Annotated in this window: 14 protein-coding genes; 1 reads left to right on the top strand and 13 read right to left on the bottom strand. The window is 26.5% G+C overall.

From position 1 onward, the window contains the following. Positions 1–10: 10 nt before the first annotated feature. On the top strand, positions 11–1051 hold the full coding sequence (locus ACWPW7_RS07615) for an ABC transporter substrate-binding protein (RefSeq protein ID WP_454053020.1): 1041 nt from the start codon (positions 11–13) through the stop codon (positions 1049–1051). Positions 1052–1589: 538 nt separating this feature from the next. Here ACWPW7_RS07615 and ACWPW7_RS07610 read toward each other — a convergent pair. The 13 genes from ACWPW7_RS07610 to ACWPW7_RS07550 all read right to left on the bottom strand — a co-directional run bounded on the left by ACWPW7_RS07610 (position 1590) and on the right by ACWPW7_RS07550 (position 15303). Then, positions 1590–2825: a S41 family peptidase gene (locus ACWPW7_RS07610; protein ID WP_454053019.1), complete on the bottom strand. Its 1236-nt coding sequence runs from the start codon at positions 2823–2825 to the stop codon at positions 1590–1592. A gap of 313 nt (positions 2826–3138) precedes the next feature. Then, on the bottom strand, positions 3139–3432 hold the full coding sequence (locus ACWPW7_RS07605) for a hypothetical protein (protein ID WP_454053018.1): 294 nt from the start codon (positions 3430–3432) through the stop codon (positions 3139–3141). A 686-nt stretch (positions 3433–4118) separates the two neighbouring features. Next, a complete protein-coding gene (locus ACWPW7_RS07600) occupies positions 4119–4613 on the bottom strand; it encodes a hypothetical protein (protein ID WP_454053017.1) in 495 nt (164 codons plus the stop codon). 750 nt (positions 4614–5363) lie between these two features. Then, positions 5364–5741: a hypothetical protein gene (locus ACWPW7_RS07595; protein ID WP_454053016.1), complete on the bottom strand. Its 378-nt coding sequence runs from the start codon at positions 5739–5741 to the stop codon at positions 5364–5366. A 106-nt stretch (positions 5742–5847) separates the two neighbouring features. After that, on the bottom strand, positions 5848–6168 hold the full coding sequence (locus ACWPW7_RS07590; protein WP_454053015.1) for a hypothetical protein: 321 nt from the start codon (positions 6166–6168) through the stop codon (positions 5848–5850). A 101-nt stretch (positions 6169–6269) separates the two neighbouring features. Beyond that, complete coding sequence (locus ACWPW7_RS07585) at positions 6270–6770, bottom strand: cysteine desulfurase family protein (RefSeq protein ID WP_454055481.1); 501 nt, start codon at positions 6768–6770, stop codon at positions 6270–6272. A gap of 902 nt (positions 6771–7672) precedes the next feature. Beyond that, positions 7673–8269 carry an FMN-dependent NADH-azoreductase gene (locus tag ACWPW7_RS07580; RefSeq protein WP_454053014.1) on the bottom strand — a complete coding sequence of 199 codons (597 nt, stop codon included), beginning with the start codon at positions 8267–8269 and terminating at the stop codon, positions 7673–7675. A gap of 700 nt (positions 8270–8969) precedes the next feature. Beyond that, positions 8970–10367 carry a hypothetical protein gene (locus tag ACWPW7_RS07575; RefSeq protein WP_454053013.1) on the bottom strand — a complete coding sequence of 466 codons (1398 nt, stop codon included), beginning with the start codon at positions 10365–10367 and terminating at the stop codon, positions 8970–8972. A 317-nt stretch (positions 10368–10684) separates the two neighbouring features. Beyond that, positions 10685–10933 carry a hypothetical protein gene (locus ACWPW7_RS07570; RefSeq protein ID WP_291559654.1) on the bottom strand — a complete coding sequence of 83 codons (249 nt, stop codon included), beginning with the start codon at positions 10931–10933 and terminating at the stop codon, positions 10685–10687. Positions 10934–11596: 663 nt separating this feature from the next. Further along, a complete protein-coding gene (locus ACWPW7_RS07565) occupies positions 11597–12247 on the bottom strand; it encodes an L-fuculose-phosphate aldolase (protein ID WP_454053012.1) in 651 nt (216 codons plus the stop codon). 441 nt (positions 12248–12688) lie between these two features. After that, positions 12689–13456: a formate/nitrite transporter family protein gene (locus ACWPW7_RS07560; protein ID WP_454053011.1), complete on the bottom strand. Its 768-nt coding sequence runs from the start codon at positions 13454–13456 to the stop codon at positions 12689–12691. Between the two features lie 454 nt (positions 13457–13910). Beyond that, a complete protein-coding gene (locus ACWPW7_RS07555; RefSeq protein ID WP_312580219.1) occupies positions 13911–14237 on the bottom strand; it encodes a DUF6054 family protein in 327 nt (108 codons plus the stop codon). A gap of 340 nt (positions 14238–14577) precedes the next feature. Further along, complete coding sequence (locus ACWPW7_RS07550) at positions 14578–15303, bottom strand: hypothetical protein (protein WP_454053010.1); 726 nt, start codon at positions 15301–15303, stop codon at positions 14578–14580. Positions 15304–15452: the final 149 nt, after the last annotated feature.

Genomic DNA, 15452 nt, shown 5'->3' with positions numbered 1-15452 from the left:
CAATAATAACATGTTTAAAAAGCTTACAGGCCTATTACTATCTTTAATTGTAATATTTTCTTTTTATGGCTGTAGCTCAAAATCTACTCCTACTTTAAATAGCCATAAAACTATAACAGATCAAGCAGGAAGAGAAGTAGAAATACCATCTAAAATAGAAAAAATATATTGTACAAGCCCCTTAGGTTCTGTATTTATTTATTCATTATGTCCTGAAAGACTAGCGGCATGGAATAATAAACTTTCAGAAAAATCTTTAGAATACCTTATGCCAGAGACTGGTAAGCTTCCTATAGCAGGTAGCCTACAAGGTAAAAAATCTGGCAATATAGAAGAAATAGCTAATCTAAAACCTGACATAGTAATATCTATGGGTGATATAAACGACTTAACTATATCTGGAGTAGAAAAATTTCAAAAACAATCTAATATTCCATTTATTCTTGTAGACGGAAAAATGGATAAATTACCTGAAGCCTACAGATTTGTTGGAAATTTATTAGATAAAAAAGATGAAGCTGAAAAACTAGCGCTATACTGTGAAAAAGTACTTAAAGAGTCTGAAGAAATTGTAAAAAATATTAAAGATGATGAAAAAGTAAAAGTTTATTATGCAGAAGGTCCTAAAGGATTAGAAACAGATCCTGAAGGTTCTCTTCATTCTGAAGTTATAAAATATGCTGGTGGAAAAAATGTAGCTGATTTTCCTGTAAAACATGGTGCACGTAATACTGTATCTATGGAACAGATTATAACATGGGAACCGGATGTTATCGTTGCAGATTCAAATGTATTTAATGATGGTTCATGGGAACAACTTTCTGCAGTAAAAGAAAATAAAATATATATAATTCCATCATTGCCCTTTAGTTGGTTCGATAAGCCACCATCAATTAATAGGCTGCTGGGAATAAAATGGTTTCAATCCTGCCTATATCCAGATTTATATAAAGGAAATATAACTGAAGATACTAAAGAATTTTTCAAACTATTCTACCATAAAAATCTTTCTGACGAAGAAGTCAATAATCTTTTAAAAACAGGTATATGAATATAGTAATCTTTATAAAATAATATATAACGTTCATAAAATCTATTAGAGTATATAACTTATAAATTAATTTATGATAAGTTATAAAAAAACTATAACGTAAGAAAAATCGACAAAATAACTATAGGGTGCTATAAGCACCCTATAGTTATTTTGCTGATTTTTTATTAATAAACATAGTTGCTATAAGAATACAATACGAATACTTAATATATACCCTAGAAAATAAATTTTCTATAAAAACAGATTAACCCCTTAGAAATTAAGGATTAATAATTAAAAATGAAAAATTTAGGCTAAAATTCACTTTTAGTGAATTTCTAAAATGAAGTTTATTTTAAAAAACTCCAAAGGTTTGACAGTGGAGTTTTAACCGCAATTCTTCATTATTCATCCTTAATTTTTAATTCATTATAAAAATTTTATTATGGAAATTAAAATCATATATAAGTTAGTTTTTCATTAAGGAACTATATAACTACTATGTTCTTCTAAATAATTATAATTTTTTTATCAAAATATAAAGGTCATATAGTTTTTACTTTAAAAGTTTTAATACTGTTTGTATTGCTTCATCCTCATTAAAGTTTGCCCTTATTTTTGCTGATACTTTTATATCTGGTACTGTCTTATGTTCAAAATTACATGTGCCATCTGAGGTAAGTCCCATCTCTTTTGTAAAACGAAACACATAACCACTATTCGGTAAAGTACATACTGCTGGATCACTTCCAATGCCATCTCCACCTGTTGTCTCTCCTACTAAAGTAGCAAATCCCGTGCTTTTAGCAAAAACTGAAAATGCCTCAGCTGCAGAAAAAACACCGCTATCAATAAGCAAGTAAATCTTACCATTAAATCCTATAGAATTTTTAGGATTTAATGGTATTATAGATTCATCATAATATTTAAAGTCTTCGCTTAATTCAGGGGGGATATTTTTTAACTTTCCTCCAGTAATATCAGAAATTGGTTGAAGTTTTTTATATCCTACTCCATATCTAGACTTTACAAATGCCTCTGTAAAATCTCCCCCTCTAAATGTACTATAATTAGTGTATTGCACTGGATTATTAATAAGTATTGGTACTATATTATCATTCCAATATCTAGTATCTCCTCCACCATTGCCCCTTATATCAATTATTAATCCTTTATAATCCTTAATAGACTCTAGAAAAGGTTTAATTGTTTTCATATCTTCTTCAATGTTAAATGTATTAAAAGAATGTATAGCTAAATATCCTATCTTCTCCTTTTCAAAAGTATGGGTTTTAATATTGTCTGCTATTATATTATTTTCTGAACCTTCAAATCTACCTTTGGATTCTGGCATATTTGAATATCTATTTATTGCCTTTGGATTATTCAATTGTTTTACCCATGCTTTGTTAAATTTTTTATCCCTTTCATAAATGTCTTTAGCATATGAATAAAACCATTTATCTAACGTATTTGTATGTCCATTTTTAAGCTCAGATAATATACTATTTAACTCATTAAAATACGTGTCATCATTAGTAGTAGCTTTTATTCTATCAATGTGTTCATCTTTTTTCGATAACCAATCTATTCCATTTAATCTCTTATTTACTTCGAAATATGGATAATTCTCTTCAAGTATTGTATACATATACTGAAAATCTTCTAGCTTTTCCTTTTCAGTTAACTGCACATCATTAGTACTATTACTATTGTATGGCTTATATATCATATATCCACAAGCAATAAATACAAATAAAATTATCGATATTATTGATAATCTTTTCTTCATGCCAATCCCCCTTCTCATCTTAGCAATAAATTCATTTATATCCCATTATGATAAAGTAATATATATGAAAATAATCTATATTTCTCGGCATCATATTTGAGACTGTTAAATTTTCAATTTATAGTTCACTATTGAGTTATAATTCTCTTTCATTAAAAAATCTATTAAAGAAATTAATTTGTAAGAATTAATTTCAACCATAATTGTCAATTATCCATTATCAATTTTCAATTGCTTAAAGTTCTAACTATACTACTAAAAAAGCAATTATTTTCACAGGTATATTAATATTAGAGATTAAATGTATGAGTTTTTATTTATCTTTTTTATTCTTCCTACATAAGGATAATCCTCCGAAACCACTGATAATAGCTATATAAAACCCAAAATCATACCACCAACCAGTATTTACAACTTCATAAACTCTAATACTCTTATTAAAAATACCTATTATAAGTGAAATTGGTGCTACCCATCCATGCCAAATTCCAGAGAAAAACCCTGCTGGTTTTGTGATAGTAGCTGCTCCATCTCCAGGAATACAACCAGTAAACATAAATAGAGCCATAATAATTATAATACTTGATAATAAAAGTTTCTTTTTCATAAATATCTCCCCTTAAAATTTCTAATTTAACTCCAAATTCTATTTATTATATTTATATTAATTTTTAAGGCAATCTATAACATAAACTAGCTCCATTTCTGATAAGCATTTATTCTTATGTATGTTAGAGCATAATTTTCAAAACTCTTTTGATATTTTTTATTAGGCTCAACTAAAAATAAATCTTTTATAAATTCTCCTCCATTTTATATACACTTCACAAAATTCTATGATTACGACCTTATTTTAAATTTTTTATCTTCTTTAAATTCTTCTTTTCAGCTAATCGAATAGTTAAATTTTGCTTATACTCTTTTATATCGCATAGTTATGTTATTATTTACTATCTATATTACAATCACTAAAGATATCATAATTTATCTCTTTTACAATCTTAAGTGTTAATTAATATTATAAGCATTCTTTAATAGTTTACAAATGTTATAAAATTTACATAAGTATTATAATATTTGTAATGTAGTAAATATGATTTTATACAAATATATTCTACATAAAATTTGAAAATAAAATAGTAAACATCAAATTAAGCTTTTCATTAAAATAAAAAATCCCCAAGCATATAGATTCTCAGAGATTTTTCAATGTTTACAATAATTCTTCTTAAGATATATTTTGTTAAATTATAAAAATTCATTTAAAATAGCTTATAGCATTAATTTAAAATACTATCTTATTTTTCTATAAGTTACAAAAGAGATAGCTGCCGTTAATATAAATAGCGTTAAAGATGAGTAAATCTTATATTTTTTAACTTCATGCTGCATATCCTTTCCTTTTTCTACAACATTTATAGAATTATAGTGAATATCCATATCATCATTATGCTCCTCACATGCTCTATTAAATTCACCAGCTATTTCTAGCTTATCTCCTACTTTGTCATAGCGTCCTAAAGTTTCAATTATAAAAGCCTTTTTTCTCTTACCGTATATCTCAATAATATTTTTGCCATCACTTATATTTATCTGACAGTCTTTTCCGTCCTTTATAATTTCATCAATGGCTTCACCCTTAATTTTTACAATCTTTTTGTCAAAATCCTGTGCATTAAATATTAAATCTTTTATTTCTACATAGCTTTCACCATAACATATTCTACTAAAAATTAAAGATGATACTAATGTCAATATTAATATTAATGCGATAAAATTTTTCCACATATTATTTTTATTCCCCCAATTAAAACAAAGGCCAGTAAGGTTTGTAATCTATCTAAAGACACACTAATTAAATAGCAAGCTTTTATTAATGGCAACTATTCTATATATTGATAGTTTTAAGTTTTATGATGCAAAATTAGCTTTAAAAGATAAATGAATTAATTTATATATTTTTTTCTTTATCCATTAAAATCAAACCTAAATTTTCAGGATTTTTTCATTACGATCTATAACTACGACCTTATCATAATTATCGGATAACGCCTTTGCAATACTTCCCTCTTACCACAATCTACAATTATGATATATATTTAATATCAATCAAATATATTCCTAATAGAAAAACTATTCAAATCACTAAGTACGTTGTAATTAAATTATTCTTTATGATTTATTGAGGAGTAGAGAGATAATTTTTAATTTCCCATATAACTAATTCAAATATTAAGTAAAACAAGCTAAAATCAAAATTTTACCTATTTGTTAAGAAAATTTAACATAAAAGTCTAACCCTTAACATAAAAATAAGAGTTAGGTTCTAAGTATAATATCTGCAATAAACAAGAGAGTTTTGAAAAGTAACGTATCTTGAACAGAAAAGTATTCTTTTTAAAAGTTGCTTTTTAGCATAAATCTCGAGTTCGAGGTTTATTTTTTTATACAAAAATGAGCTGGCACTAATTATTTAGTGCGACAGCTCCAAACAAAGTCTAACTTTGGGATTACAGTACAAAGTTCAGGCTATTTTTATTAATATGTTGCTAATCCTTCTTGTGATAAAACTGACTCTGAAAAAGAACCATCTAGATTACGAAAAGTTGCATAAACTTTAAATCTTAGCCTTCCATCAGCACCTCTTACTATATATCTGTTGAGTTCTATGTTTACGATTCTTGTTGTTGGAATAAGATCGAAAACATGATCAAATAAAAATGCTGCTATTTCTGCTCCAACGGCTTTAGCTACTTGTTTTTCAATTACTTTAATAAGTCCGCCTCCACTTATTGCAGCTACAATTAAATCTAATGCAACTCCATATCCCGTTTTTTGTTCTACTCCCCATAAATATTTTGTTTCGTCTTGTGATACAATGTCCTCAGTTCCTTCTACTATTGGTCCTCCTGGCATATTAAATTCCTCCTATATAATTTTTTTGAATACAGTTAACTGACTCTTATACTATATAAAGAAATTTAACTTGATTTTAGCACCCTATTCTAAAAATTTTTTTATATTATTTATTTTCATTTATTTGTTTATATTTTTTTATATCTTTTACAAGTGATATAATAAATGATATTACGCCTAAAATTGTTATAATAATTAACTTAGGTCTATCGTGTGGATAATAAATTATAGCGATAATACCTGCTACTAAACATATGATTATCCAAGCTATATCTCCTACGATATTTTTTTTAGTAACCATAACATTTTTTTTTCTTTTTAAAATAGCTTTATTTTCTGACCATAAGTTTCCCCCAGTATTTGAACCTATTAAGAATATAAGATAGCCAATGCATAAATAAAAAATTAAATTTTTTATATATTCCATAAATACCGTTCCCTCCCTGTAAATTATAAATATACATAACAATACAATTTTATAATAAAATTAACTAATATTACCTAAATATATTAAATATTATATCTTTTCTATTTGAATTTGTTTAAATTAATGTCTATCTTCCCAATCGCCTGAACTGCATCTGTATGAAAATATATATTATGTTCCTTTGCTATTTTGCTAATTTTATCAATCTCTTGAGTTGTACCAATTTCATTATTAACAAACATAATTGAAATTAATATAGTTTTAGATGTTATACTATTCTTTAATTGTTCTAATGAAATCATTCCATTACTATCTACAGATAAGTATGTTACATTAAACCCTTTTTCTTCAAGATATCTACAAGTATTTAAAACAGATGAATGTTCAATTGTTGATATTATTATATGATTTCCTTTAAGCTTATTTGCAATAGCTACTCCTTTAATAGCTGTATTATTAGATTCACTTCCACCAGAAGTAAAAAAAATTTCTTCAATATTGCATTTTAATGAATTTGAAACTTGTTCTCTTGCCTTATTAATTGTATCCCTATTATGCAATCCTATTGAATATATTGACGATGGATTAGCAAAATTATCTATTATATGGATTTATAGCGTCTATAACTTCTTTGCTTAACTTAGTCGTAGTCGCATTATCTAAATAGACATTGTCTGAACTATTTGTTTCAATATTTAGCTGGCTATTTATAATATCTACATCGAAGCCTTTTATTATATTAGAATTAATCTTGATTATTGGTACGCAATCTAATTCTTGTATTTCACTAGGTGCATTATCTATATCTATAACTAGATATTCTTCTAATCTAAAGCATACAGCTCATGCTTATGGCATTATTACAGATAAAATCATAATTGTTAATAGAGTTATACAAGTAATAAAATTCTACTAAAAAATTAGTGAAGTTTACTTAAAAAAATCCAGAAACTATATTAACCTGCTGTACTAAATAATATTACTTGGATAAATATATATCATATGGATACATTATCCAAACGATAGCTCTTTAATATTTCTAATATTAACTGTTTTAAGGTGGAAATTATTTTTATCAAAATAATTTCTTTAATGTTTTTTTAACTAGCAATACAATTACTAGCATTTTATTGCAGGAACCAACAGCGTTTGCTAGTTCTTTTTAATACGTCTTATAGTTTAATATTTATTTAATAATATATGGCGAACACTGTTCGCCGCTACGGCTAATCGATTCTAGATTTCTCAGTTATCCCTGAGAAATCTCAGAAATTGTGAATTTTGAATTTAGTAATTTTATAGACGATGCCAATAAGTATTAATTATTTTCAGAGATAGATTAAACTTAAGAATGGTATATCTATAATAGTATATTAAACAAAAACCGTACCTAATTTTAAGGTACGGTTTTCCGCAACACTAGCAAGTTGAGTTTTATTATAATATCGTAAATTTATTGTTAGGCATTTTTATTAAATTCTGTTGCCTTTTATCTTCATAAAATCTAAAATTCTTGTGCGACTCTCTTAGCTTCTTTTATTCCTTCTTCAAGTTTTTCTTGAATATCTACACCAACAACGTCTAAACTTTCTATAGCAATAGTTTCTATTTGTTCAATTCCAAAGAACCCCAATATAGTTCTTAGATATCTGTCTCCCATCTCATATGGAGCATTACCATATTCTCCACCTCTAGCTACTATGTGTACAGCTTTTTTATTATTTAAAAGTCCAATTGGACCTTCTGCAGTATATTTAAAAGTTATTCCTGTTACACTTACATAGTCTATATAAGCTTTTAATATTGCAGGGATGCTTAAGTTCCACATTGGTGCTGCAATTATATATTTATCTGCTTCTGCAAATTGATATGCATATTTTAATATTGGATTATTCTTACTTTCCTCATCTTTAGGTCCAAATATTTTTCCTATATCCTCTGGTCTTAAAAAGTCTATATTTTCTTTATATAAGTCTAATATAATTACCTCATCTTCTGGATTGTTCTTCTTGTATTCTTCTACAAAGCTATCTGATACTTTAAAAGTTCTTGATTCTCCATCATTTTTGATGTTTGCTTTAATATATAATACCTTACTCATATCTCTTACTCCTTTACAATTTAGTATTTTTATAAACATTAATCTTCAGTGCTGTCAAATAAAATATGTTGCAAATATTCTACCTTTAAACTTCATATTATTCAAGAAAAGTTTATTTTTTAACATTTATCTAAATATCAAATTTTAAAAAAGAAAGTTGATTTTGTTTAGTTATATGCATTATATTGGAACTAATTATATATCAAATATGATGAGAAATTGTATGTTGCAAATTCTGGAGGTGGAGAGAATTATTTATTTGGAGAACAATTAGAATCTATTTGAAGCAAAGTACCCAATATAATTAAACCCTTTAAAAATAACCAATCAAACGATTTCCCCTATAGAACAGAAATTTATGCCTCTGAAAGCCCTTCACAAATAATTGTTAAATTTGATAATAAATATTATTTTTTACAAGATATTAATAGAGCAGAAAACTGGGAAAATGGAATTAAATTTAAAATTAAAAATAATAAAATAGTTTATTATTAATATTATAAAATAATCTTCTTATAAGAGCGAAACAAGGAAATCCAAATGGCTTTCCTTAAAAATTGATACATTTTCAACATTGTTCTAAAACATAACCTTCTAAAAATAAATAATTTTAACTCCTAACTACTTTATATCTATTGAACTCAGAAATAAAAAAACCTAACCTTCCATATAACTACAAAGGTTAGGTTATAAATATAAACTACAATAAAAACATCGTAAAAATTGTAGTTATTAATAATCCTATAATAACAGGTTTCATATTTTTTCTTGCAAGTTCATATGGACTTACTCCACATACTACTGCATAGGGTATAATCGTCCAAGGTACCAGTGCTCCTCCCCCTACCCATATGGCAGATACTTGACCTAAGGCAGCTAAGGTGTCTATTCCATGCCCAAGAGATGTCCCTAAAAGTCTTGCAATTGCTCCTACAAGGCCTAAACCTGAAAAACCTGATCCATCTAATCCTGTTATTCCTCCTATAATTGTAGTTGTTACTGATGCCACTGCACCATTCATAGGTACTAATTGTGCTAAAGCCATACCTAAATCACTTACAATTCCATCAACACCTACTGAAGCAATCTCTCCAAACAAATATCTAAATCCACCTGTTCCCATATAGAAAAATGCTGCTATAGGAATTACTGGACCAAATACAGTAAATCCAAATTTAAAGCCTTCTACTAAGAAATCTGGTATTTTATCAAGACCTTTTTCTTTGTAAGATATTAAAGAAATTATTATAATTAATGCTATTGATGTTCCACCAATTAAGGCCGTTGCTTCATTTCCTTGAAGTTTTAAAAAATAAAGAATTAAAATATCAATTATATATGCTATAACTATTATTGCTGCATTAATATTTTTCATTCTTTTACTCAATCTTACTTCTTCATTCTCTTCATCGATAATAATTTCTGCTTCTTTTTCATTCATATCTAAGGAAATATTTTCTTTCTGCTCTTTTCTTATATAATAATAAGCCAATACTGTGGTAGTTACTCCCATTACAATTACTATAGGTATACTAGCAGAAAGAACTGTCTGCACAGGTATACCTGCTGCTTCAGAAGTTAATTTTGGTGCTCCTTGAATTACATAATCTCCTGATAATGAAAGACCACTACCAAAAATATTAAGACAAATTGCTACTGACATCGGAGTAAGCCCCGCTTTAATCATAACAGGAAGTACTACTACTCCAATTAAAGCAACAGCAGGAGAAGGCCAGAAAAACCAAGAAATTATCATGAAAAATATTCCTACTCCCCAATAAGCAACAAAAGGTGTTTTTACAAATTTCTCAAAAGGTTTAACTATTACAGTATTAATTTTAGTAACTGTAAGTAACTTACTAAATCCACTGATTACAGAAATAATTAATATAGTACCCCCTAGTTGCCTATATGCATATAGAAAGCTATCAAATATAACTTTTATAGAATCAATTATAGAATTTGTAGCTGAAAAAGCTATTAGTACAATTCCAATAATACAAGCTAAAGAAATATTTTTCTTAAAGCCTAAAGATAGCAATATTATTATTACCATAACCAAGTATATTATATGAACTATCCCTAATTGTATCTCCACATTTTCACCTCTTTTACATAATGTATACTGAAAATATAACTAGTAAATATACTGGTATATTTATTTCAGCCTCCTAAAAGTGCTTACTGTATAATATGTAAAAAGAAGTATTTGGTTTTAGAATATTACATTAAATAATTCATCTCAAAAAATAACAGGTCAGTATATTAAATCATTTAATACCATATTACTTTATCAGCCACCATCTATAGTATCACTATGGATGGTGGCTGCACTTTATCCTATATAAACTAGAACTAACATCTTTGACTTATTATTTTCTTTCACATATCTAAATAAAATTCATTATGGTACTTCTATTTTTTATTACTCTTATCTATTGCATAAGCTATTAATGCTACAATTATTATTGCTATTATAATTTGGGGCAGAAAGGCTAACATACCAACTACTGCTCCTCCCATCATTCCAATTAACCCTATACCAACTGCTATAACTAAGAATAATAACAATGCTATTAAAATTATGCTACCTACAAATTTAAAAATAATACATATTAAAGCAAATACCGCAAAAATTATTAATAATGTAAGGGCTGTAATCATAATTCTCACCTCCTAAATTTGTATCAAATGAATAATTTATTTTTTGTAGGTTCATTTTTTCTTTATTAGTCCTCTAAAAATATATTCTTATTTTTATATAACTATGTAATAGCTTCCAATAAAGTTCTACACAAATAAGCCAGCAGTTTTATAAATTAAAACTGCTGGCTTATTTATAACTTTTTAATTCACAATTCATAATGCAAAATTCACAATTATGGACATTTCTCAGCAGAGGCTAAGAAATTTAGAATTGATTTGTTTTTAAAGTAATATAGTTGCTTTTTATAAAAAATTGATAGCTGTAATTTTTTCATAGTATTAGTTAAATTTATTAGTGTTGTTCCAAGCTATATTGCACCTCAGAGGAACCCTTATACAATTAAAAATTGACGATTGACAATGGAGAATTATTGATACTTCTCTTTTATAAGAGAAGTTCTAAATTTATTTCTTTTTAAAGTGACGCAGTCACTTTTATTAAAAAATCTATTTAAAGAAATTAATTTGTAAGAATTAATTTCTACCACAATTGTCAATTCTCCATTTTCAATTCTTAATTGATTAAGTTCCCCAGAGGTGGAAAACTGACAATTATGTTTCTCACAAAAAACTATTTAAAGAAATTAATTTTAACTTTAATTGTGAGTTGTAAATTTTGAATTAATCCTCACTTTTTTGTCCGTAGGTTTTGAATTTTTCAACCATTAAATCCATCTCTTCTTTTTGTAATATAACTGGATCACCTATTGACTTAACACGACAATATATTTCTGAGCAATATTCTATTTCTTCTGCAATATTAAATGCATTTAATAAATCATTAGCTCCAGCTAATAATCCATGATTTGCTAATATAACTGCCCTTCTATCTTTCATAGCTTCAAGTGCATTTTCTGCTAATTCTTTTGTTCCATAAGTTGCATATTTTGCACATCTTACATTATGTCCAGCTAAAGCTACTAAATAATGTACTGGTGGAAGGTCCCAATTCAAACATGCTAATGTAGTAGCGTATATTGTATGAGTATGAATTATTGCGTTTATATCTTCTCTATTTTCATAAAAAATCTTATGCATCTCATACTCACTTGAAGGCATACAATTACCATCCACTATTTCTCCTTCTAAATTCATAACAACTATATCTTCTGATTTAGTTTTAAAATAGTCCATTCCTGTAGGTGTAATTACCATAAGCTTCTCTTCTCTATTGAATATACTTAGGTTTCCTCCAGTACCCTTAGTTAATCCACTAGTAATTAGCTTTTGTCCATATTCTACAAGTAACTGTCGTTCTTTCTCCATCAACATAATATATAGCCCCCTATATTATAAATTTTACCTAAGGCTTATTTTATATTCTCTATAATACCTTTTGCCTTCTCAATACCTGCTGATATTCTAACTAATTCATCAGTAATCCTTTAATCAATTCGTTATTCTGAAGCTTTTAAGAAGCCTATTTCCTTCTCATCTTGAAATATTTAACTTCTTTTCTATTTTAACTTGAGTCATATTTAATCTATAATAATAAGTAAATTTAATTAATTTCTATCTTTCATATTGATTTCCTAAGGTTTATAGTTATTTTATGCTATAAAAAATCACATAATTATATTAAAGATATAATTATTACACTTGCAAAGTTAATTGTTATAAATAAAAAAACTAGCAATACACTGCTAGTTAAAAATTTATTATATAAATCAATATTATAAATTATTAAGCTTTAAATATTATATATAGAATTTACTATTTATCTTTTGATATATACCAGTAAGCTAAAGCTACAAATACAATACCCCCTACCATATTTCCTATAGTTACCATTAATAAGTTATATCCATATCCGCTAATTGTTATTGATGCTGGATGAGGTATTAATAGCCCTATTGCAAGTAATGACATATTTGCTACACTATGTTCAAAACCAGATGTTATAAATACAAATAAACACCAAAATATCATTATTAACTTTGAAGTTTCTTCTTTTAATCTAAAAGAACACCATATAGCAAGGCAAACTAATATATTACATAAAATACCTCTTATAAATAATTCTAGTGCAGGTGCTGCAATTTTGGCAGCAGAAGCCTTAACTATAAATTCTGCCACTGGCCCAGTAGCAAGTCCACTATAAGCATATAATATTGCAATTAATACTGAACCTATCAAATTTCCTAAAAAACAAAAAATCCAAACTTTAATTGTTTCCCCTGGGGATACTTTTTTCTCCAAACTACCTATAGTCATAACCATATTGTTTCCAGTAAAAAGATCTGATCCTGCCATAACTACTAAGCTTAATGCTACACCAAAGCTAATGCCCATAATTATCTTTGTATAGGGTGAATTGGCAGCATTTAAAACTCCTCCAATGGTAAAGATTAAAATTACTCCTAATCCAACAAAAACTCCAGCTAAAGCAGAACTAACTAAATATTTACCTTTACTTTTCTTTAACAAATTACTTTTACTTAAAGCTGCATTACTTATTTTTTCTATTACATCCATAAACATATAATAATCCTCCTTAAGTTATCGTTAATATAATAACAATATTTCTTTGAAATGTATGTGATTATTATCACATAAACTTTGAATTTTGTTATTTTTATTAATAGTATGAATATTATGTATTTTAAGTTACACATATATAATGCTTACACCAGTTCTAAAATTCATATATGTGATAATAATTAATACTTTTTTAGAATTATAATTAGAACTATTGAATCCATAACTTTTTCAATTCATAATGCAAAATTCACAATTATGGATTTTTCTTAGCAGAAGCCGAGAAATTTAAAATTGATTCTCTTTTAAGTAACGCAGTCATTTCTTATAAAGAACTAACAATTCATTGGCAATAAAAAATAACGCATAGAGATTAATAGTCAATTTTTTTTAAATAAAAAAACATCTAAAATTCTTAGATGTTTTTTCTCTAGCTTTGCATTTCCTTATAGCATTTTTAAATAATATATTTCTCCATAATATCTTTTACACTATAAGCAAAATCTTCTGATGCGCCCCAGTCAAAATTTAAAAATAATCCTTCTGAACTTCCCGTAGAAATAGATTTTACAACAGTATCCCCTTTTAAATTATCTATAAGTACTACAAGTGCCACTCTATTACTTACTCTAAAAAAATATTTTTCAAAAATTAAAACTCCTGTAGCTTTTTCATGATCTAAACTATTAAATTCACTATAAACTAAATCAGCATTCACTTGATCTTGTATAATATCAAAAGCCTCTCTAGGTGATAACCTAACTTTAAAATTACAGCTTCCCATAGCCACTCCTTTTTTCTATATAAAATTTAATATTTTGTTAAAATATTTTATACATATTTTGATTTTAAAATTGCCTCTTGCTATTTTATTATTAAAAATTACTACTAAAAATACTTGATTATACATTAATTTTTGTTGCAACATAATCTAAATTTTAACTATTTTCTCTTCTTCTATTAAAATAGATAAATAAATTATAGCTTGAACATTTACATAAAAATAACAAAGATAATATGATTTTTCTAATAAATTATTCTTAATGAATATTATAAATTATATATATCATTCTAAAATCATTGTATATGGTTTTACAATTTAATTTTCTAGGAAATAATTTTTCCTAATTATTTAAACATAATCTTATTATGAATTGATCATAAAGTTTGTATAATTCTTCTCTAGAAATATTTCCATCATAAGAAAGTCTAATTAATTCTTTTCTTTTTTTAGTTAACTCTAAAGCCTCTTTATCTTCATGATTAAGCACATATATAAGCGGCTTTATTTCTTTAGCAAAGCTGTTTCCTATAATCATATTAATCCCTTCATAGTATTGCATTAATGTATCTTTTCTTTCTTTTAAAGAACCAAATTCTTTATCATAGCCATCTATTTTCTCTTGGGATATTTTTTTATACATTTCAATTGCCGCCTTAGCCTCATCAGTTGCATCTTCTAAAAGAATGATTTTCTCTTCACTCTTTTCTTTGTTATTACTTTTTTCCCCTCTAATCCTTTCTACTCTCTCCATTAAAGCCATAAAAGTAGTATTAGGGTATGAATAGCTTTTATTATCATAATGAAGATAAATATTTTCTGGATTTCTATATATTATGAGAGTGCAATTTTGTGAATCTTTTTCATAAAGCTCAAGTGAAATTCCTTCTTTACCTTCTACAAAGTCTTTACTTATTTCTTCTAAAGTTATGATAATCTTATTAGATTTTTCTATTATCTCTATTCCTTTTTCTCCCCAAATAAGTTTTATTCCATCTTTAAAATTTATTATATAATTATCACTACTTATATTTTTATTATTCTTAAATATACTCTTAAAAAATCCCATTATAACACTCTCCTTAATAAGCAATATAAAAAAACAATGCACAATTCACAGTTCACAATTCACAATTGTGGATGAAGTTATTTTTGATAAAAATAATTTCTTTAATGGATTTTTAATTGCAATGTAATTGCTAATCTTGTGAATTAATC

Source organism: Clostridium sp. Marseille-Q7071, assembly GCF_965112025.1.
Note: the sequence above shows the minus strand (reverse complement) of the source record. Positions and strands in the feature narration are given on the sequence as shown.

Excerpts from the sequence above, each read along its gene's own strand:
- ACWPW7_RS07615 (WP_454053020.1), top strand. The coding sequence starts at position 11 with ATGTTTAAAAAGCTTACAGGCCTATTACTATCTTTAATTGTAATATTT.
- ACWPW7_RS07610 (WP_454053019.1), bottom strand. The coding sequence starts at position 2,825 with ATGAAGAAAAGATTATCAATAATATCGATAATTTTATTTGTATTTATT.
- ACWPW7_RS07605 (WP_454053018.1), bottom strand. The coding sequence starts at position 3,432 with ATGAAAAAGAAACTTTTATTATCAAGTATTATAATTATTATGGCTCTA.
- ACWPW7_RS07600 (WP_454053017.1), bottom strand. The coding sequence starts at position 4,613 with ATGTGGAAAAATTTTATCGCATTAATATTAATATTGACATTAGTATCA.
- ACWPW7_RS07595 (WP_454053016.1), bottom strand. The coding sequence starts at position 5,741 with ATGCCAGGAGGACCAATAGTAGAAGGAACTGAGGACATTGTATCACAA.
- ACWPW7_RS07590 (WP_454053015.1), bottom strand. The coding sequence starts at position 6,168 with ATGGAATATATAAAAAATTTAATTTTTTATTTATGCATTGGCTATCTT.
- ACWPW7_RS07580 (WP_454053014.1), bottom strand. The coding sequence starts at position 8,269 with ATGAGTAAGGTATTATATATTAAAGCAAACATCAAAAATGATGGAGAA.
- ACWPW7_RS07570 (WP_291559654.1), bottom strand. The coding sequence starts at position 10,933 with ATGATTACAGCCCTTACATTATTAATAATTTTTGCGGTATTTGCTTTA.
- ACWPW7_RS07565 (WP_454053012.1), bottom strand. The coding sequence starts at position 12,247 with ATGTTGATGGAGAAAGAACGACAGTTACTTGTAGAATATGGACAAAAG.
- ACWPW7_RS07560 (WP_454053011.1), bottom strand. The coding sequence starts at position 13,456 with ATGTTTATGGATGTAATAGAAAAAATAAGTAATGCAGCTTTAAGTAAA.
- ACWPW7_RS07555 (WP_312580219.1), bottom strand. The coding sequence starts at position 14,237 with ATGGGAAGCTGTAATTTTAAAGTTAGGTTATCACCTAGAGAGGCTTTT.
- ACWPW7_RS07550 (WP_454053010.1), bottom strand. The coding sequence starts at position 15,303 with ATGGGATTTTTTAAGAGTATATTTAAGAATAATAAAAATATAAGTAGT.